Source organism: Streptomyces thermoviolaceus (genome assembly GCF_045209695.1).
GTDB classification, from domain to species: Bacteria; Actinomycetota; Actinomycetes; order Streptomycetales; family Streptomycetaceae; genus Streptomyces; species Streptomyces thermoviolaceus.
This window is the reverse complement of record NZ_CP109280.1, coordinates 5,007,870-5,027,463: the sequence shown is the minus strand read 5'-3', so window position 1 is coordinate 5,027,463 and position 19,594 is coordinate 5,007,870. Positions and strand designations below refer to the sequence as shown.

The window sequence follows — 19,594 nt, the reverse complement described above, 5'->3', positions numbered from 1 at the left end:
GGTGGCGGGGGCGTGCCGGAGCGCATCGGACGCGTACGGTCACGCTCCCCGCTGCGGGCGCCGGGCGGGGCGGGTCAGCCGACCGACGAGTAGGCGACCACGCCCCGCAGCAGGCCGTCGACGGCCCTGCGGGCGTTCCGGGCCACCGTGGAATTCTCGGTGGGGGCCGCCGCCGCGATCTGGCCGAGCACGTCGATGACCTGCTTGCACCAGCGCACGAAGTCACCGGCCGGCATCTCCGTCTCGCGCAGCACCTCGTCCAGTCCCTTGCCCGAGGCCCACATGTACGCGGCCCATGCGAACCCGAGGTCGGGCTCGCGCTGGCCCACGCCCTCGGTCTGGCTGATGCGGAACTCCTCCTCCAGAGCGTCCAGCCGGCCCCAGATGCGGACCATCTCCCCGAGCGCCTCCTTGGCCTTGCCGGCCGGCAGCTTGGGCGCCATGGCGTCGTCCCCGGCCCGCGACTCGTACACCAGCGCCGAGACGCAGGCGGCGAGTTCGGCCGGGCCCAGGCCCTCCCAGACCCGCTCGCGCAGGCACTCGCTGGCCAGCAGGTCCAACTCGCCGTAGAGCCGGGCCAGGCGCCGGCCGTGCTCGGTGACCTCGTTGCCGCGCAGATAGTCCAGTTCGGTCAGCAACGCCACGATGCGGTCGAAGGTGCGCGCGATGGTGTTGGTGCGGCCCTCGATACGGCGCTGAAGCTGCTTCGTGTCGCGCAGCAGCCGGTGGTAGCGCTCCGCCCAGCGGGCGTGGTCCTCGCGTTCGTCGCAGCCGTGGCAGGGGTGGGCGCGCAGGGCGCTGCGCAGCCGGGCGATCTCCCGGTCGTCGGCGGCCGCCGAACGCCGCTTGCGGTGCCGCTCGGGCGGGATGTGCCCGGCGCGGGTGCGCAGCGCGGAGGCCAGGTCGCGGCGGGACTGCGGGGAGCGCGGGTTGAAGGACTTCGGGATGCGCATCCGGTCCACCGGCTCCACGGGCACCGGGAAGTCGATCGACGCCAGCCTCTTGACCTGCCGCTCGGCGGTCAGCACCAGCGGGCGCGGCCCGTCGTGGTACTCCATGCCGCGGTGGCCGCCGACCCGGCCGGCCGGCAGCCCCGGGTCCAGGACCAGTGCCAGGCCCGCGTACTTGCCGGTGGGCACGTGGATGACGTCGCCGGGCCGGAGCCGTTCGAGGGCGACGGCGGCCTCGGCGCGCCGCTGGGCCGCGCCCTGCCGGGCCAGCTCGTTCTCCCGGTCCTTCAGCTCCCGGCGCAGCCGCGCGTACTCCTCGAAGTCGCCGAGGTGGCAGGTCATCGACTTCTTGTAGCCGGCCAGCCCCTCCTCGTTGCGCTGCACCTGCCGGGAGATGCCCACGACCGACTTGTCGGCCTGGAACTGGGCGAAGGAGCTCTCCAGCAGCTCGCGGGAGCGGTGCCGGCCGAACTGCTCGACCAGGTTGACCGCCATGTTGTACGACGGCTTGAAGCTGGAGCGCAACGGATAGGTGCGGGTGCCGGCCAGGCCCGCGAGGTGCTCGGGGTTCATGCCGCGCTGCCACAGCACCACCGCGTGGCCCTCGACGTCGATGCCGCGACGGCCGGCCCGGCCGGTGAGCTGCGTGTACTCCCCGGGGGTGATGTCGGCGTGCTGCTCGCCGTTCCATTTGACGAGCTTCTCCAGCACGACGGAACGGGCGGGCATGTTGATGCCCAGGGCGAGGGTCTCGGTGGCGAAGACCGCCTTGACCAGGCCGCGCACGAACAGCTCCTCGACGACCTCCTTGAAGGTCGGGAGCATGCCGGCGTGGTGGGCGGCGATGCCGCGCTCCAGGCCCTCCAGCCACTCGTAGTAGCCGAGGACGTGCAGGTCCTCGCGCGGGATGGAGGCGGTGCGCTCCTCGACCAGGGCGCGCACCTCCTCGCGGGCGGCCTCGTCGTTCAGGCGGAGTCCCGCGTACAGGCACTGCTGGACGGCCGCCTCGCAGGCGGCCCGGCTGAAGATGAAGGTGATGGCGGGCAGCAGGCCCTCGGCGTCCAGGCGCTCGATGACCTCCGGGCGGCTCGGTGTCCAGACCCTCGAGCGCTGGCGGCGCTCGCGCTCCCGGTCGGCGGCGCGCATCGACCGGCCGCGCCGGCGGTCCGGGAAGGACGGGCGGCTGGCCTCCAGGCGGGCCATGCGCAGCAGGTCCGGGTTGACCTTGCGCCGGCCGTCGCCCTCCTCGAACAGGTCGTACATCCGCCGTCCGGCCAGGACGTGCTGGAACAGCGGGACGGGCCGGTGCTCGGAGACGATCACCTCGGTGTCGCCGCGGACGGTGTCCAGCCAGTCACCGAACTCCTCGGCGTTGGACACGGTCGCCGACAGGGAGACCAGGGTCACCGACTCGGGCAGGTGGATGATCACCTCCTCCCAGACGGCGCCGCGGAACCGGTCGGAGAGGTAGTGCACCTCGTCCATGACCACATAGCCGAGGCCGAGCAGGGTCTGGGAGCCGGCGTAGAGCATGTTGCGCAGCACCTCGGTGGTCATCACGACCACCGGGGCGTCGGCGTTGACGCTGTTGTCGCCGGTGAGCAGGCCCACCGTGCCGCTGCCGTAGCGGCGGCACAGATCGGAGTACTTCTGGTTGGACAGCGCCTTGATCGGCGTGGTGTAGAAGCACTTCTTGCCCTGTCGCAGGGCCAGGTGCACGGCGAACTCGCCCACGATCGTCTTGCCGGAGCCGGTGGGCGCGGCGACCAGCACGCCCTTTCCGGCCTCGAGGGCCTTGCAGGCCTCGATCTGGAAGGGGTCGAGGCCGAAGTCGTACATCTCGCGGAATCCCGCGAGGGCGGTGCGCTGCTCGGCAGCCCGCCTGCGCGCTGCCGCGTACCGCTCGGCCGGTGAGAGGTCCTCAGTCATCGTGCTGTCGAGCGTACCGGGCCGTGCTGACAACCGGACGATCATTCTCACGATCAGCGGGAACGCCCCTGGTCAGAGGGTGTGCGGGCGGACGGACACGCAGAAGAGCCGGCCGCCCGCGGTGCGGGTGGCCGGCTCCTCGTGTGCGCCTGTGGTGAGGGTCCTGTGCGGCCGGGCCGCTCAGGTCACGTCGTCGTATCCGTCGACCCGGTCCCGGCCGGCCTGCTCGGGCAGCGACCGGCTCGCGGTGACGGGTTCCACCTCGCCGATGTCCTCGGGGGTGAGGTCCAGCTCGGACGCCTCGTCGTCGGACGGGCCCGCCAGCTCGCGGCGGCGCCTGCGGCGGTCGTTGAGCAGGGCGAAGACGACCGCGCCGAAGTACAGCACCCAGATGGGCCCGGCGAGCAGCAGCATGGACACCGGGTCGGTGCTGGGGGTGGCGACGGCCGCGAAGACGGTGATCGCCATGATCATCACGCGCCACCAGCCGAGCATCCGCTTGCCGGACAGGATGCCGGTGAGGTTCAGCATGATCAGCAGCAGCGGCAGCTCGAAGGAGAGCCCGAAGACGATCACCATCCGCGTCACCAGCTGGAGCAGGTCGTCCAGCGGCAGCAGGTTGTCGACGCCCTGCGGGGTGAAGTCGATGAGCACCTTCGCCGTGGTGGGCAGCACCTTGTAGGCGAAGAACGCCCCGCCCAGGAACAGCGGCACACCCGTGGCGACGAAGGCGTAGGCGTACTTCTTCTCGTGCTTGTGCAGGCCGGGCGCGACGAACGCCCACAGCTGGTAGAGCCACACCGGCGAGGCGATCACGATGCCGGCCACCAGGGAGACCTGCAGGGCGAGGGTGAACGGCGCCAGCAGACCGTTGATCGTGATCTGCGCGCACTGCTGGTGGCCGGAGCCCTTCGTGAGCTGTTCGAAGGTCTCGCGGCAGCCGACCGAGTCGAGGATCGGCTTGGTGAGGAAGTTGATGATGTCGTAGTAGAAGAAGGCGGCGACGACCGTCACCACGACGATGGCGAGCAACGCCTTCGCGAGCCGGTTGCGTAGCTCACGGAGATGGTCCGCGAGGGGCATGCGCCCCTCGGGATCCTTCACCTTCTTGCGGGCAGGCTTGAGCAACCCACGTCCTCATCTCGTGCGGCAGGCCGGAGGGAACATCCGGCCGTGCGTCAGCGCTGGGGGGTGTCCGTCGGCTCGGTGACCGGCCGTGAACTGGTCACGTCGCCGGGAGCCGCCTGGATCGTGCGCTGGGCGGGAGGCTGCTCGCCCGGGGCCGGCGCCGGGGCGGAGGCAGAGGCGTTGCGGCTCTCCTCCTTCATCGCCTTGGCCTCGCTCTTCAGGATGCGGGCGGACTTGCCCAGCGAGCGAGCCATGTCCGGAAGCTTCTTCGCGCCGAACAGCAGGAGGATGACGACGAGGATGAGAATGATCTCGGGAGCTCCGAGCCTTCCGAACATATGTCTATACCTTCTCACCGAGGCGGCTGGGTGGGATGCTGTCCGACCAGTCGGACATGTGCCCGAGCGGTCGCATCTCGCAGCGATCGTAGCGCTCGGGGGTGAACACGGGGCAATCCCTGTGCGTACTCCCGTCCACGGACCGGGCCTCGTTCTCCGGTCCGCGTCCCGAGGGTACCTGCCGCGCGCGGCGCCGTGACAGGGCACGGCCCCGCGTGGCGCCCGCCACGGGTGACGCACCGGCCGCCGCTGCGGGCGCCGCGGTCACAGCGACCTCGCGGACCGGGCGGCGCTCACGCTCGCCCGCTCCAGCTCCTCCGCGGCCCGGCTGATGCGCTGCGCCGACTCCGCGACCTGCCGTCCGAGCCGGCGGGCCTGAACGAACACCTGGACGGCGAACACCGCCAGGACGGCAAGACCCACACTTGACGCGGCTACCGCGACCATCGCCCAGAACATGACGTCGAGCCTACGGGGTCGAGTGCAGCCGCAGCGTCTTGACCCCACCGCCGGTGAGCAGTTCCACGATCCGCTCGCCGGCCGGCTTGCGGACGGAGGCACCGCACTCGGGGCAGGTGAAGCTGTAGAAGGTGGTGCGGCTGCTGGCGCCGATGGCCAGCCGCAGCGCGCTGGCGGCGAGTTCGAAGCGCGCCCGGCAGTCGGGGCAGCCCGCCCGGTACACCACCGGTGTCACGCTGCGCATCCCGGCGAACGCCGTCGCCACCGTCATTCCCGACTTCGCCGACTCGCTCACAGTTCCTGCTCCTGCCTGTCCAACCGCCTGCCGATCGGTCCGTGTGCGTCCTCGCCCCCCTTGCGCCCGCCCCGGGCCCCGGGCACCGTCCGGCCCGGTGCCCCCTCCCCGTCCCGGATGGGCATCGCGTCCCCGGCCTGGGCCGTGTCCCCCGTCGCGCTCATGTCACCGGCGTGCGGCACCTCGCCGCCGGCGCCCGTGACCTCGCCGTCCTCGTACGCCGCCAGGGCCGCGCGGGCCGCCTGCCGGGCGCTGTCCGCCAGCTCGCGCGGGGCGACGATCCGCCCGTCCCGGCCCAGCCGCAGCGCCAGGCGGCGCAGCGAGGCCGGATCGGGGGTGCGCAGGGTGATCCGCAGCCCGCCGTCGGGCAGCTCCTCGGCGCTGTCGTGCGGGTAGTACTCCGCCACCCAGCGCCCGCTGGGCCCGACCTCCACGACGACCTCGGGGTCCTCGGCGGCCGGCTGCACCAGGGCCTCGGACAGGTCCCGCAGCTCCACCTGCGGCGGCTCGGACGGCTCGTCGAGGATCTTGATCTCGGCGACCCGGTCCAGCCGGAAGGTGCGGCGCGCCTCGGAGCGGCGGCACCAGGCCTCCACATAGGTGTGGCCGACGCTGACCAGGCGGATCGGGTCGATCTCCCGCTCGGTGACCTCGTCCCGGGCCGGCGAGTAGTAGCGGATCCACAGCCGGCGACGCTCGGAGATGGCGCGGTCCACGTCGGCGAAGACCCCGCCCTCGGACTCGAAGGTCACCGACAGCCGGGAGCTGGTGCCGGCGGCCTCGCCCGCCGCGGCCTCCACCTTCGCCGTGGCCCGCAGCAGGGCCTGCCGGTCGCTCTCGCGCAGACCGGGCAGGGTGGCCACCGCGCGGGCGGCCACCAGCAGGGCGGTGGCCTCGTCGGCGGCCAGCCGGAGCGGTTCGGCCGCCTCCGCGGCGAGCGCGGCGGGGTTGTGCCACCAGATGCGTTCGCCGTCGGTGTCGATGTCCAGCAGGTCGCCGCCGCGGAAGCTCGTGCCGCACATGGGCAGCACGTCCAGGTCGGAGACCAGCTCCTCCTCGCTGATGCCGAAGGCGCGGGCCACGTCCTCGATCCGGGCGCCGGGCCGCTCCCGCAGATAGGTCACCAGCGAGAGCATCCGCCGGGTCTGGTCGATCGCGTTCGCCGGCCTGACCGGTTTGCCTGCCACGGTGTCGCTCGCTCCCCCTCAGCCCTCGGCCACGGCACGCAGCCGGTCCACCACGTCGGCCCGCAGCTCGGCGGGCTCCAGCACCACCACGTCCGGGCCGAACTCCACCAGCCAGGCGTCCAGGCCGTGCCCGTACGGGATCTCCAACTCGTCCCAGCCGTCGCCGAGTTCCCGCACGGCGGTGGCCTTGGCGCGCAGCGGGTAGCCGGCGCCCGTGCGCAGCCGGATCCGCGCGGAGCGGTCGGCGGTCTCGCCCGCCCAGTGCGCCACGGTCTCGCGGACGGTGACGACGTCCGGCACGGGCGCGGTGAACCGGCCCGCCCGGGAGCGGACCTTGCCGGTGATCCGCGACAGCCGGAAGACCCGCTCGGCCTGACGGTCGCGGTCGAATCCGGCCAGGTACCAGTGGCCGCGCCAGCACTCCAGCGCCCACGGCTCGACGTGCCGGGTCTCGGGGCGGGCGGCGCTGGCCTTGCGGTAGTCGAAGACGACCGGGCGGCGGTCGCGCAGCGCCAGCATCAGCGGTTCGAAGGCGGCCTCGTGCACCGGGATGCGCGGCTCCAGCGCACCGTGCTCCGCGTACGGGTCGACCTCCTCGGGCAGCCCGGCGGCCCGCAGCTTCTGCAGGGCGCCGCTGGCGGCACCGGCGAGCCGCGCCTGCTGCCACACCTTGGCGGCCAGGCCCAGAGCGGCGGCCTCCTCGGCGTCCAGGGTGATGGGCGGCAGCCGGTTGCTGTCCCGGCGGGCCAGATAGCCGACCTCGCCGTCGACGCTCTCGACGGTCTCGATGACCAGGCCCAGCTCGCGCAGGTCGTCCTTGTCCCGCTCAAACATGCGGTTGAAGGCATCATCGGAACCGGTGGCGCCCTGTTCCGGGCCGAACGCCTCGACGTAGGCCTCGATGGACTCCCGCAGCTCGCGCTTGCTGAGCGGCCGCCGGGTCCCGAGCAGGCACAACGCCAGATTCATCAGCCGCTCGGCCTTGGCAATGGCCATCGATGCCCTTCGCCTTCCGTATGGTGCTTACGACCGATGACCGTACCGCTCCGCGGCGCCACGTCAAAAAGCCGAGGCCCGCACCCGGACAGGGGCGGGCCTCGGCCGACCGGATCCCGCGGGAATCCGGTGCGTTCAGGTCAGACCCCGAGCAGGTCCACCACGAAGATCAGGGTCTCGCCGGGCTTGATCGCCGGGGTCGGGCTGTGGTCGCCGTAGGCGAGGTGCGGCGGGATGGTCAGCTGGCGGCGGCCGCCGACCTTCATGCCCTGCACACCCTGGTCCCAGCCCGCGATGACCCGGCCGGCGCCCAGCGGGAAGCGGAACGGGGCGCCCCGGTTCCAGCTGGCGTCGAACTCCTCACCGGTGCTGAACGCGACGCCCACGTAGTGGACGGTGACGACCTGGCCCGCCTTCGCGACCTCGCCGTCGCCCTCCCAGATGTCCTTGATCTCGAGGTCGGCCGGGGGCTCGCCGCCCGGGAAGTCGATCTCGGGCTTGTCGATGCTCACTGAAAAGCTCCTGCTGTCTACGACGAAGAACGCCCCCAGTCTTTCATCCCCGCGCCCGGCCCGCCCCCGGCGGCGGTGCCCGGTCCGGCGCGCCGCGAGGGCGTACGGCAGCCCCGCGCGGCGCGCGGGCGCGCCCCGGCGGTGCGGCGGCCCGGACGGCGCCGTCCTGTCGGCGAGCGGGACACCCGTGATGCACGGCGGCGGGGACGCCCACGGAGACCGTCCCGTCACATCGCGGCGAGGACGTCCACGCAGAAGACTCCCGTCACATCGCGGCGAGGACGTCCACCCAGAAGACTCCCGTCACATCGCGGCGAGGACGTCCACGGAGAAGACCATCGTGGAGTCCTTGGTCAGGCCGCTGTCGGGCGGCGGGTTGTCGCCGTAGCCCAGGGACGGCGGGATCACGATCAGCACGCGGCTGCCGACCTTCTTGCCGGTCAGGCCCTGCGCCCAGCCCTTGACGACCTGCTGCAGCGAGAAGGAGGTGAGGTCGTGCCGGCCGTAGGTCGAGTCGAACTCCTTGCCGGTGTCCCACACCACGCCCTTGTACTGCACGAGCACGGTGCTGTCGGCCTTGACCACCGGGCCGTCGCCCTCGATCACATAGTCGGCGACCAGCTTGTCCGGGGCGGGCTTCTTCGGCACCTCGATGGCCGGGGCCTTGCCGTCGGTGTTGGTGCCCACCTTCGGCAGCGCGGCGTCGGTGCGGGCGACCACCTTGCCCTGCGCGGAGCTGTCCGCGTTGAAGGCGTTCTGCACATCGACGACGAACACCAGGGTGTCGGTGCCCCCGATGCCCGCCTGCGCATTGCCCTGGGTGCCGTAGCCCCAGGTGGGCGGCACGGAGAACATCACCCGGCTGCCCGCCTTCTTCCCGGCCAGCGCATAGCGCCAGCCGTCGATGATCGTGCCCTGGGCGAGCTGGATGAGCAGGGGCGTCTTGCGGTCGTAGGAGTTGTCGAAGACCTTGCCCGTGTTCCAGATCTGGCCGAGATAGTGCGCCTGGATGTAGTCGTTCTCCGCCACGGTGCGGCCGCTGCCCGCGATCAGCGTCTTGACCGCGAGGTCCTTCGACGGCTCACCGCTGCCCTTGGCCACGGTCGGCTTCTGCCCGAAGCCGGTGCCCGCCGTGATCGCCGGCAGCGGCCCGGAGACGATCTTCGGCGACGGTGCGGCGGACGTGGCCGGTGCGGACGCGGACGGCGACTCGCTGGTGCCGGCCGTGTCCGCGTCGTCCTTGTCGGAGCCACAGGCGGCCAGCGTGACCAGTCCCGCGGGGACGGAGAGAAGAAGAGAGCGTCGGCGCACGGTGGGGGCCTCGTTATCGGTCGGTCGTGTGGAAGACGTGCGCGCGCAACTCTACGGGGCGGACAGGGCGCCGTACGCGCAACGTCACGTGACATGTACGGCGCCCGTGTGGCGTTGTGACGGAGGTCCCCCGGCCGGGTGAGCACCGCCGCGGGCGCGGGAAGCCGCCGGATGGCCCCGTGGCCGGGACGGGCCGCGCTCACATGCCGGCGATCAGCTTCTCCACGCGGTCGTCCACCGAACGGAACGGGTCCTTGCACAGCACCGTGCGCTGGGCCTGGTCGTTGAGCTTGAGGTGCACCCAGTCGACGGTGAAGTCCCTGCGCTGTTCCTGCGCCCGCCGGATGAAGTCGCCCCGCAGCCGCGCCCGGGTCGTCTGCGGCGGCACCGACTTGCCCTCGAAGATCCTGACGTCGTTGCAGACCCGGGCCGCCTGGCCCTTCTTCTCCAGCAGGTAGTACAGGCCACGACGACGGTGGATGTCGTGGTAGGCGAGGTCTATCTGGGCGACCCGCGGATGCGACATGGTCATGTTGTGCTTGGCGCGGTACCGCTCGATGAGCTTGTACTTCATGACCCAGTCGATCTCGGTGTCGATCAGGTCGAGATTCTCGGTCTCGACGGCCTCCAGGGTCCGGCCCCACAGCTCCAGCACCCGCTCGACCGTGCCGGTGCGGATGCCGCGCCGGTCGCAGAAGTCCAGCGCCTTCTCGTAGTACTCGCGCTGCACCTCCAGGGCGGAGGCCTCCCGGCCGCTGGCCAGGCGCACCTTGCGGCGGCCGGTCATGTCGTGGCTGACCTCGCGGATCGCCCGGATGGGGTTCTCCAGGGTCAGGTCGCGCATCACCGTGCCCGCCTCGATCATGCGCAGCACCAGGTCGGTGGCGCCGACCTTGAGCAGCATCGTCGTCTCGGACATGTTCGAGTCGCCGACGATGACGTGCAGGCGCCGGTAGCGCTCGGCGTCCGCGTGCGGCTCGTCGCGGGTGTTGATGATCGGACGGGAGCGGGTCGTCGCCGAGGAGACGCCCTCCCAGATGTGCTCCGCCCGCTGGCTGACGCAGTACACGGCGCCGCGCGGGGTCTGGAGCACCTTGCCCGCGCCGCACAGCAGCTGCCGGGTGACCAGGAAGGGGATGAGGATGTCCGCGAGCCGGGAGAACTCCCCGTGCCGCGCCACCAGGTAGTTCTCGTGGCACCCGTAGGAGTTGCCCGCCGAGTCGGTGTTGTTCTTGAACAGGTAGACGTCGCCCGCGATTCCCTCCTCGTGGAGGCGTCTTTCCGCGTCCACCAGGAGTCCTTCGAGAATGCGCTCGCCGGCCTTGTCGTGGGTGACCAGTTCGATCACGTCGTCACATTCGGGTGTCGCGTATTCCGGATGTGACCCCACGTCGAGATAGAGCCGGGCGCCGTTCCGCAGAAAGACATTGCTGCTGCGGCCCCATGACACGACACGGCGGAAGAGGTACCGCGCCACCTCGTCAGGCGACAGACGGCGCTGTCCCCTGAACGTGCACGTGACGCCGTACTCGTTCTCCAGCCCGAAAATGCGGCGGTCCATGAGTGAACATTACGCCTGATCCCCCGGACTGAAACGGGGTTCGACCGTACGATTCGGATCATTTTCCTGGCGGGCCGCGATCACGGACCGCCCGGCGGGTGCCCTGAGCAGGCGGCCCGTGGCCAGCAGCACCAGCAGGGACACCGCCCCCGCGGCGCCCGGCACCGCGAAACCCCACAGCGTACCGCCCGACTGGACCACCGGCCCGGCCACCGCCGTGCCCGCCGAGGAGCCGACCGTGAAGGTCGTCACCAGCCACGAGAACGCCTCGGTCACCGTGCCGCGCGGCGCATGCCGGTCGACCAGGACGAACGCGCACGCGATGCAGGGCGCCAGGAACAGCCCGGCGACCACGGTGAGCAGCACCATCGCGGGCACCCCCGGCCGGAGCATCAGCGGCAGGTAGCACACCGCCAGCGCGCCCACGAGCACCCGCAGCCGCCGCTCGGGCGCGCCGGCCCACTGCCGCGCCCCGTAGACCGCGCCGCCGGCGAGCGCCCCGAGCCCCAGGGCCGCCATCAGCGCGCCGTACACCGCGTCCCCGCCGTGGACGTCCGCGTACGACACCGCCGCCACGGTGATCGAGCCCAGCGCGGTCCCCACGAACAGGAAGGCGCCGAGCAGCGCCAGCAGCCCGGGCGAGCGCAGCGCACCGAGCCAGTGCGCCTCGCGCGGTGCCGACCGCCAGGTTCGGGACGGCGGGGAGACGACCACCGACAGCGCGCCCAGCACCCCGAGCACGTTGAGGATCACCAGGGCGGCCCGCGCCGACCACAGGGCCACGCAGCAGGTGACCAGCAGCGGTCCCACGGTGAACATGACCTCCTGCGCCACCGCGTCCATCGCGTACGCGGTGTGCACCTGCTCCTCGCGGCGCAGCACGGACGGCCACAGCGCGCGCAGCCCGCCCTCCAGCGGCGGGGTGAGCAGCCCGGCCGCCACCACGGCCGTCCAGGCGAGGGCCGGCGGCTCGGTGCCGGTCAGGGCGAACACCGTCATCGCCAGCGCCGCGCCCACCGCGGCCGGCAGCTGCACCCGGGGCTGGCCGTACAGGTCGACCAGCCGGCCAAGCAGGGGCTGGCCGACCGCGTTGGCCACGCCGTACGCCGCCGCCAGGGCGCCCGCCAGGCTGTAGGAGCCGCCCTCGGCCCGCACGAACAGCACGATCGTCAACGCCGCGGTGGCGTTGGGCAGCCGCCCCACCAGGGTGCCCACCAGCAGCCGGGCGGCATGCCGCGCCCGAAGGACCTCCAGGTACCGTGCGCCTGCCGCGGCCATCGTGTGTCCTCCCGAGCCCGAAGTTGTACGTATAACGTGACCGCCCATACGTACCATGAGCGCTGTTCACCCGTCCAGGAGCAGTCCGGCCGGCCGTGCCCGTCGGCCGGGCGCAGCGGACCCAGCACGAAGGAGCAGCGCCACGGTGGCACCCGCAAGCACCCGGCCCACCAGCCGCGACGTCGCCCGGGCCGCCGGCGTCTCCCAGGCCGCCGTCTCGCTCGTCCTCGGCGACAAATGGCGCGGCCGGGTCTCCGAGGCCACCGCGGAACGCGTCCGCCGGGCCGCTGAGGAGCTGGGCTACCGGCCCAACCTCGCGGCCCGCAATCTCCGTCTCGGCCGCACCCGCACCGTGCTGCTCGTGGTCCCCGCGCTGACCACCGAGTTCTTCGCCGGTGTCTACACCGGCGCGGCCCGGGTCGCCGCCGACCACGGCTTCGGCGTCGTCCTCTACCCCTCGCCGGAGGGCGTCGGCCCGGCCCGCAACCCCTTCGCCTCCGCGCGGGCCGCCCTGGACGGTGTCATCGCCTCGTCCATGGCCGCCGACGCCCTCACCGCCCTGCGCGGCGAGCAGCTGCCCCTGGTCATGCTCGACAGCGACCCCGCCGGCAGCCTCGGCGCCGCCACCGTCAACCTGGACATCGCCGACGGTGCCCGGCAGGTCGCCGAGCACCTGCTGGGCCTCGGTCACCGGCACTTCGTGCACCTGGCCGCCGACGTGCCCTCGTGGACCTTCGAGGTCCGGGCCGGTGCCCTGGCCGACCGGATCGGCGCCGTGCCCGGCACCTCGATCCGCACCGCCCGCACGCCCGTCTCCATGGACGGCGCCCGGGCCGCCGTGCAGGCCGCGCTGAGCGACCCCACACCCCCTCGCCCCACGGCCGTGATCTGCGACGACGACACGCTCGCCGTGGGCGCCTACAAGGGCCTGCGCCGGCTGGGGCTCAGGGTGCCGGAGGACGTCTCCGTCACCGGCGTGGACGACCTGCATCTGGCCACGGCCGTCGACCCGGAGCTGACCACGGTCCATCTGGACGCCGAGCTGTTCGGCGAGCGCGGCATGCAGGCCCTGCTGGCCGTACTGGAGGGCCGCACGCCCGAGGGCGGGGACATTCCCGTGCATCTGGTGGTACGGGGCTCCACGGCCCCGCCGTGCGCCTCCTGAGACGCCCGGTGCCCCGGCCTGCCGAAACGCTTCGGCAGACCGGGGCACCCGAGAGATCCATCCCGCGGACCGGAAGAACGGCAGCCCGCGGGCCGGGCGGCGGTCACTTCTCCTCGGTGTCCCCCGCGTCCTGCGCGTCCGCCGAGCCGTCCCCGCCGGTGGCGTCCTTGGCGGCGTCGCCGTCGTCGCCCTGCAGCAGCCGGGCCAGCTGGCGGCCGGTGATCCGCTTGAACTTCCGCTTCTGCGGACGGGTCCGGTCCAGCACCGCCACTTCCAGGCGCTCGGCGGGGATCTCCCGCTCGGAGCCGTTGGTGTCGCGGGACAGCGCCTGCACGGCCAGCTTCAGCGCCTCCGAGAGCGTCATCCCGTCCCGGTGCCGCTGGTCGAGGTAGCTGCTGATCTGCTCGGCGTTGCCGCCGACCGCCACCGAGCCGTGCTCGTCCACGATCGACCCGTCGTGCGGCAGCCGGTAGATCTGGTCGCCCTCGGGGGTCTCCCCCACCTCGGCGACCACCAGCTCCACCTCGTACGGCTTCTCCGCCGCGCTGGAGAAGATCGTGCCCAGCGTCTGGGCGTAGACGTTCGCCAGGCCCCGTGCGGTCACGTCACCGCGGTCGTAGGTGTATCCGCGCAGGTCGGCGTAGCGGACGCCGCCGATGCGCAGGTTCTCGTACTCGTTGTACTTGCCGGCGGCCGCGAAACCGATCCGGTCGTAGATCTCGCTGAACTTGTGCAGCGCCCGGGACGGATTCTCACCGACGAACACGATCCCGTCGGCATACTGCAGCACGACCAGGCTGCGGCCCCGGGCGATGCCCTTGCGGGCGTACTCCGCCCGGTCGGCCATGGCCTGCTGAGGTGACACGTAGAACGGCGTCGACACCGGTTTATCCGTCCCTTTCTGTAGAAGTCACTGGATCACCTTGAACAAGAAACCCGGCCGCCCGGCTACAGCAGTGCGGCCCGCGGGCCGTCGGGCTGCTCCAGGCGCCGCTGCAGCACCGAACGGGCGATCTCGGAGGTCTCGTCGTCGGTGAGCCGGCGGAAGCCGTCCTCGGTGATCACGGTGACGATCGGATAGATCCGGCGGGCGACATCGGGACCACCGGTCGCCGAGTCGTCGTCTGCCGCGTCGTACAGGGCCTGCACCACGAGCGTGGTGGCCTCTTGTTCGCTCAGGTCCTCGCGGTACAGCTTCTTCATCGAACCACGTGCGAACACCGAGCCGGAACCCGTGGCCGCGAAGCCGTGCTCCTCGCTGCGGCCGCCGGTGACGTCGTAGGAGAAGATGCGGCCCTTGTCCCGGTCCAGGTCGTAGCCCGCGAACAGCGGGACCACCGCCAGGCCCTGCATGGCCAGGCCCAGGTTGGAGCGGATCATGGTCGACAGCCGGTTCGCCTTGCCCTCCAGCGACAGCTGCGTCCCCTCCACCTTCTCGAAGTGCTCCAGCTCCAGCTGGAACAGCTTCACCATCTCCACGGCGATGCCCGCCGTGCCGGCGATGCCGACGGCCGAGTACTCGTCCGCGGGGAAGACCTTCTCGATGTCCCGCTGCGCGATCATGTTGCCCATGGTCGCCCGGCGGTCACCGGCCAGCACGACACCGCCCTCGAAGGTCACGGCGACGATCGTCGTGCCGTGCGGTGCCTCGATCGCACCCTGGGTGGGCGGCAGCTGCCGGTTCCCGGGGAGCAGCTCCGGCTTGTGCTGAGCAAGGAAGTCCATGAAGGAGGAGGACCCAGGCGTCAGGAAGGCAGCTGGCAGACGCCCGGTGCTACGAGTGTTCGCTTCCACGCGATCCCTTCCACGTAAGCAGCAGCCCGCCTTACGGCATCGGGCCGTTCCTTGAACTGCCCCAGTGCAGCGGTGCAGCTGAAGCACAGTACGCCACGGACCCTACCCGTCTCATGGCGGTGACCGACATGCTCGGGTGGCACCGGCGGGAACGGCCGGTACGCGCCCCCGGGCGCGGCGATCGACGTGCCGCGTGCGGTCGCGGTCCGCAGGACGCGGGGACGCGTCGAGACGGTCCTGCCGCTCCCGGGCGTCGTGCGGGCACCCGGCCCCGGCCTCGACCGTCGCCGGTGCGGGCTCGTGCACGCGCGCACCGGCGGCGCCGGGAGCGCGGGGCGCGGAAACGCGCCGCACGCTCCCGGCGGTGCACCGAAGAGCCGTCGCACCGGTCCCCGTCCCCGGCGGTCACGGCCGGCGGACGCCGTCGCACGCACCGCGTGCGGCGCCGCGCCGCCGGGCCGTCGGGCACTCCCACCCCTCGCCGCCTTCAGTGCACGGGGGAGCCGGCGCGGACCGCCGTCACTCTCCGCCCTTCTGCACGAAGCTGCGCACGAAGTCCTCGGCGTTCTCCTCGAGCACGTCGTCGATCTCGTCCAGGACGGAGTCCACGTCGTCGCTCAGCTTCTCGTGGCGTTCCTTGAGGTCCTCGGCGGCCTGCGCGTCCTGCGCCTGCTCCTCGACCTCCTCGGTCGAGCGCGTGGCCTTCTGCTGCCCGCCGCCGGTGTCCTTCGTTGCCATATCCCTCACCCCGCTCGGTTCGCCCTACTTGGTCGGTCTTTCGACCGTTCGGTGATGCTCAGACCCTACCGTCCGGGTCCGACATCGGCCCCGCGGTCGTGCTGCGCGCGGGGCTGATGTGTTTGATTCCCGGTGACCGGTGTTTCCACTCTGTCGTGCGCCGCCGGCCGCACCGGCGGCGCACGGACGTCCCCGGGTGCCGCTCACCTGCCGCCCGAGAGGACCCGGACCAGGTCCTCGGCGGTGCGGCAGCGGTCCAGCAGTTCCTTGACGTGCTTGCGGGTGCCGCGCAGCGGCTCCAGGGTGGGCACCCGCTGCAGCGAGTCCCGGCCCGGCAGATCGAAGATCACCGAGTCCCAGGAGGCCGCGGCGACGTCGTCGGCGTACTGCTCCAGGCAGCGTCCGCGGAAGTAGGCCCGGGTGTCCTCGGGCGGCTTCCTGCGGGCCCTGTCGACCTCGCTCTCGTCCAGCAGGCGCTTCATGCGGCCCCGGGCCACCAGGCGGTTGTACAGGCCCTTGTCGGGGCGTACGTCGGCGTACTGCAGGTCGATCAGGTGCAGCCGCGCGGAGTCCCAGTCCAGACCGTCGCGGCGCCGGTAGCCCTCCATCAGCTCCCGTTTGGCGACCCAGTCCAGCTCACCGGACAGGCTCATCGGGTCGTTCTCCAGGCGGGTGAGCGTGTCCTCCCAGCGGGCGAGGACGTCCCGGGTCTGCTCGTCGGCGTCGGTACCGTAGCGTTCCTCGACGTATTTGCGGGCCAGCTCGTAGTACTCCATCTGGAGCTGGACCGCGGTCAGCGTGCGGCCGCTGCGGAGCGTGACAAGGCGCTTGAGCGTCGGGTCGTGCGAGACCTGGTGCAGGGTGCGCACGGGCTGCTCGACCGCCAGGTCGACCGCGATGAAGCCGTCCTCGATCATGGACAGCACCAGGGAGGTCGTGCCCAGCTTCAGGTAGGTGGAGATCTCCGACAGGTTGGCGTCGCCGATGATCACGTGCAGGCGGCGGTACTTCTCCGCGTCGGCGTGGGGCTCGTCCCGGGTGTTGATGATGGGCCGCTTCAGGGTCGTCTCCAGGCCGACCTCGACCTCGAAGTAGTCCGCGCGCTGGCTGATCTGGAAGCCGTGTTCATGACCGTCCTGGCCGATGCCGACCCGGCCGGCGCCGGCGAAGACCTGGCGGGTGACGAAGAAGGGCGTCAGGTGGCGCACGATGTCGGAGAACGCGGTCTCCCGCTTCATCAGGTAGTTCTCGTGCGTGCCGTAGGAGGCGCCCTTGTTGTCGGTGTTGTTCTTGTAGAGGTGGATCGGCTGGGCGCCGGGCAGCTGGGCGGCCCGTTCGGCGGCCTCGGCCATGATCCTCTCCCCGGCCTTGTCCCACAGCACGGCGTCGCGCGGGTTGGTGACCTCGGGGGCGCTGTACTCGGGATGGGCGTGGTCCACGTAGAGGCGGGCGCCGTTGGTCAGGATGACGTTGGCCAGGCCGATGTCCTCGTCGGTGAGCTGGCTGGCGTCGGCGGCCTCGCGGGCGAGGTCGAAGCCGCGGGCGTCCCGCAGCGGATTCTCCTCCTCGAAGTCCCAGCGGGCCCGGCGGGCCCGGTGCATCGCCGCGGCGTACGCGTTGACGATCTGGGACGAGGTGAGCATGGCATTGGCGTTGGGGTGACCGGGAACGGAGATGCCGTACTCCGTCTCGATGCCCATCACTCGCCGTACGGTCATGCGGCCCTCCTTGCCCGGCGGCGCCCTCGGTCGTGGGCGGCGCTCACAAACCGCTGGTGCCCGGGTGCCTGTGCGGTGGCTGTGCCCGTCCCCGCACTGCGCGACCCGGCGGTAGGAACGAGCCTAGAACGCCTTTGCGCCGACGGGGAGATCATGTGCCTCATTGCCTGCTCCATGCGGGGCCCGAAAAAACAGCAGGCTGCGGGTACCCGCCGAGGGCACCCGCAGCCGCCCTGCTTTTACAGGTACTGTCCGGTGTTCGCCACCGTGTCGATGGAGCGTCCGGTGTCCGCGCCCTGCTTTCCGGTGATGAGGGTGCGGATGTAGACGATCCGCTCGCCCTTCTTTCCGGAGATCCGGGCCCAGTCGTCGGGGTTGGTGGTGTTGGGCAGGTCCTCGTTCTCCTTGAACTCGTCCACGCACGCCTGGAGGAGGTGGGAGACGCGGAGACCCTTCTGGTTCTTCTCCAGATAGTCCTTGATGGCCATCTTCTTGGCGCGGCCCACGATGTTCTCGATCATGGCGCCGGAATTGAAGTCCTTGAAGTACAGGACTTCCTTGTCGCCATTGGCGTAGGTGACCTCCAGGAAGCGGTTCTCCTCGGTTTCGGCGTACATCTGCTCGACCGCGGTCTGGATCATCGCCTGGACCGTGGCGGCCTTGTCGCCGCCGTGTTCGGCCAGGTCGTCCGCGTGCAGCGGCAGACGTTCGGTGAGGTACTTGGCGAAGATGTCCTTGGCCGCCTCGGCGTCGGGACGCTCGATCTTGATCTTCACGTCCAGCCGGCCGGGGCGCAGGATGGCCGGGTCGATCATGTCCTCGCGGTTGGAGGCGCCGATCACGACCACGTTCTGCAGGCCCTCCACACCGTCGATCTCGGCGAGCAGCTGCGGGACGATGGTGTTCTCCACGTCCGAGCTGACGCCGGAGCCGCGGGTGCGGAAGAGGGACTCCATCTCGTCGAAGAAGACGATGACCGGGGTGCCCTCGCTGGCCTTCTCCCGGGCCCGCTGGAAGACCAGGCGGATCTGCCGCTCGGTCTCGCCGACGTACTTGTTCAGCAGCTCGGGGCCCTTGATGTTGAGGAAGAAGCTCTTGCCCGCGGCCTGGCCGGTGACCTCGGCGACCTTCTTGGCCAGCGAGTTGGCCACGGCCTTGGCGATGAGCGTCTTGCCGCATCCGGGAGGCCCGTAGAGCAGGACGCCCTTGGGCGGACGGAGTTCGTGCTCCTTGAACAGATCCGGGTAGAGGTAGGGCAGCTCGACGGCGTCGCGGATCATCTCGATCTGGGCACCGAGACCGCCGATCTGCTCGTAGCCGATGTCGGGCACCTCTTCGAGGACGAGTTCCTCGACCTCGCTCTTGGGCACGACCTCGTAGACGTAGCCGGACCTCGGCTCGAGCAGAAGGGCGTCACCGGGGCGGATGGTGGCGTTCAGCAGCGGCTCGGCGAGCCGCACCACCCGCTCCTCGTCGGTGTGCCCCAGCACCAGGGCTCGCTCGCCGTCCTCCAGGATCTCCTTGAGGGTGACGATGTCGCCGACGCGCTCGAACTCCATCGCGTCGACCACGTTGAGCGCCTCGTTCAGCAGCACTTCCTGGCCGCGGCGCAGCTCGTCCGGCTCGACGCTGGGGCTGACGTTCACCCGCAGCTTGCGGCCGCCGGTGAAGATGTCGGCGGTGCCGTCCTCGTTGGCCTGCAGGAAGACGCCGAAACCGGCGGGCGGCTGGGCGAGCCGGTCGACCTCCTCCTTCAGGGCCACGATCTGGTCACGGGCCTCACGGAGGGTGTTCGCAAGGCGTTCGTTCTGTGCGGACACGCCGGCCAGGTTGGTCTGCAGCTCGACGATCCGCTCTTCGAGAATCCTCGTGTGTCGCGGAGAGTCGGCGAGCTTGCGTCGCAGGACGGCGATCTCCTGCTCAAGGTAGGCGATCTGCCCGGCCGGGTCGTCGGACCCCTGCCCCGGGCGGATGCCGCGGTTCGTGTCGTCGTCGTGGGCTGCCACGGTCCTCACCTCCTCCAAGGGGAGCTGGACGCTTCCAGACCCTACCTGGGTGGGTGTCGATTGAAACCCCTAGATCACAAAGACGGTCGGGGTGTGTCCGATCTTCACCCTTGCGCTCTCCCTCACGCCAGGGGAATACCCACGGAAGGTGATTGGAAAGCGGACAGATATAGGGTCGAGATGTTCAACACCCGTCAGAGCTGGCCTGATTCCCGCGCAGCTCGACGTA

Annotated in this window: 18 protein-coding genes; 1 reads left to right on the top strand and 17 read right to left on the bottom strand. The window is 71.2% G+C overall.

Annotation, left to right across the window (positions count from 1 at the left end):
* Positions 1 to 74: 74 nt before the first annotated feature.
* The 11 genes from OG899_RS21905 to OG899_RS21855 form a co-directional block, all read right to left on the bottom strand.
* A complete protein-coding gene (locus tag OG899_RS21905) occupies positions 75 to 2,924 on the bottom strand; it encodes an RNA helicase (RefSeq protein ID WP_168130788.1) in 2,850 nt (949 codons plus the stop codon).
* Positions 2,925 to 3,059: 135 nt separating this feature from the next.
* Positions 3,060 to 4,007 carry a twin-arginine translocase subunit TatC gene (tatC, locus tag OG899_RS21900; protein WP_125499177.1) on the bottom strand — a complete coding sequence of 316 codons (948 nt, stop codon included), beginning with the start codon at positions 4,005 to 4,007 and terminating at the stop codon, positions 3,060 to 3,062.
* A 50-nt stretch (positions 4,008 to 4,057) separates the two neighbouring features.
* Positions 4,058 to 4,345: a Sec-independent protein translocase subunit TatA gene (gene tatA, locus OG899_RS21895; protein ID WP_125499178.1), complete on the bottom strand. Its 288-nt coding sequence runs from the start codon at positions 4,343 to 4,345 to the stop codon at positions 4,058 to 4,060.
* 264 nt (positions 4,346 to 4,609) lie between these two features.
* Entirely contained in the window at positions 4,610 to 4,804 is a 195-nt protein-coding gene (locus tag OG899_RS21890) for a hypothetical protein (RefSeq protein WP_125499179.1), read from the bottom strand.
* Between the two features lie 10 nt (positions 4,805 to 4,814).
* Complete coding sequence (locus OG899_RS21885) at positions 4,815 to 5,075, bottom strand: hypothetical protein (protein WP_125499201.1); 261 nt, start codon at positions 5,073 to 5,075, stop codon at positions 4,815 to 4,817.
* Between the two features lie 20 nt (positions 5,076 to 5,095).
* Complete coding sequence (locus OG899_RS21880) at positions 5,096 to 6,286, bottom strand: YafY family protein (protein WP_229813811.1); 1,191 nt, start codon at positions 6,284 to 6,286, stop codon at positions 5,096 to 5,098.
* An 18-nt stretch (positions 6,287 to 6,304) separates the two neighbouring features.
* A complete protein-coding gene (locus OG899_RS21875; RefSeq protein ID WP_125499180.1) occupies positions 6,305 to 7,282 on the bottom strand; it encodes a YafY family protein in 978 nt (325 codons plus the stop codon).
* Positions 7,283 to 7,422: 140 nt separating this feature from the next.
* Positions 7,423 to 7,794, bottom strand: a complete 372-nt coding sequence (locus tag OG899_RS21870) for an FKBP-type peptidyl-prolyl cis-trans isomerase (RefSeq protein WP_125499181.1) — start codon at positions 7,792 to 7,794, stop codon at positions 7,423 to 7,425.
* Positions 7,795 to 8,097: 303 nt separating this feature from the next.
* On the bottom strand, positions 8,098 to 9,105 hold the full coding sequence (locus OG899_RS21865) for an FKBP-type peptidyl-prolyl cis-trans isomerase (RefSeq protein ID WP_125499182.1): 1,008 nt from the start codon (positions 9,103 to 9,105) through the stop codon (positions 8,098 to 8,100).
* Between the two features lie 199 nt (positions 9,106 to 9,304).
* On the bottom strand, positions 9,305 to 10,666 hold the full coding sequence (gene pafA / locus OG899_RS21860) for a Pup--protein ligase (RefSeq protein ID WP_125499183.1): 1,362 nt from the start codon (positions 10,664 to 10,666) through the stop codon (positions 9,305 to 9,307).
* Between the two features lie 9 nt (positions 10,667 to 10,675).
* Positions 10,676 to 11,944: an MFS transporter gene (locus OG899_RS21855; protein WP_189427735.1), complete on the bottom strand. Its 1,269-nt coding sequence runs from the start codon at positions 11,942 to 11,944 to the stop codon at positions 10,676 to 10,678.
* 145 nt (positions 11,945 to 12,089) lie between these two features.
* On the opposite strand from OG899_RS21855, the gene OG899_RS21850 reads away from it, so the two are divergent.
* A complete protein-coding gene (locus tag OG899_RS21850; protein WP_125499185.1) occupies positions 12,090 to 13,109 on the top strand; it encodes a LacI family DNA-binding transcriptional regulator in 1,020 nt (339 codons plus the stop codon).
* Positions 13,110 to 13,212: 103 nt separating this feature from the next.
* On the opposite strand, the gene prcA is transcribed toward OG899_RS21850, so the two are convergent.
* The 6 genes from prcA to arc all read right to left on the bottom strand — a co-directional run bounded on the left by prcA (position 13,213) and on the right by arc (position 19,365).
* The gene (prcA, locus tag OG899_RS21845) at positions 13,213 to 13,992 is read right to left on the bottom strand and encodes a proteasome subunit alpha (protein ID WP_125499186.1); all 780 of its coding nucleotides are present in this window, start codon (positions 13,990 to 13,992) and stop codon (positions 13,213 to 13,215) included.
* A 65-nt stretch (positions 13,993 to 14,057) separates the two neighbouring features.
* Positions 14,058 to 14,903, bottom strand: coding sequence for a proteasome subunit beta (prcB, locus tag OG899_RS21840; RefSeq protein WP_125499187.1), 846 nt, complete (start codon positions 14,901 to 14,903; stop codon positions 14,058 to 14,060).
* Positions 14,855 to 15,046: an endonuclease domain-containing protein gene (locus OG899_RS21835; protein ID WP_373296029.1), complete on the bottom strand. Its 192-nt coding sequence runs from the start codon at positions 15,044 to 15,046 to the stop codon at positions 14,855 to 14,857. The genes prcB and OG899_RS21835 overlap by 49 nt, the downstream gene beginning before the upstream one ends.
* Before the next feature lie 376 nt (positions 15,047 to 15,422).
* A complete protein-coding gene (locus OG899_RS21830; protein ID WP_125499188.1) occupies positions 15,423 to 15,641 on the bottom strand; it encodes a ubiquitin-like protein Pup in 219 nt (72 codons plus the stop codon).
* A gap of 203 nt (positions 15,642 to 15,844) precedes the next feature.
* Entirely contained in the window at positions 15,845 to 17,359 is a 1,515-nt protein-coding gene (dop, locus tag OG899_RS21825; RefSeq protein ID WP_338105757.1) for a depupylase/deamidase Dop, read from the bottom strand.
* Between the two features lie 239 nt (positions 17,360 to 17,598).
* A complete protein-coding gene (arc, locus tag OG899_RS21820; RefSeq protein WP_251504528.1) occupies positions 17,599 to 19,365 on the bottom strand; it encodes a proteasome ATPase in 1,767 nt (588 codons plus the stop codon).
* Positions 19,366 to 19,594 lie beyond the last annotated feature (229 nt).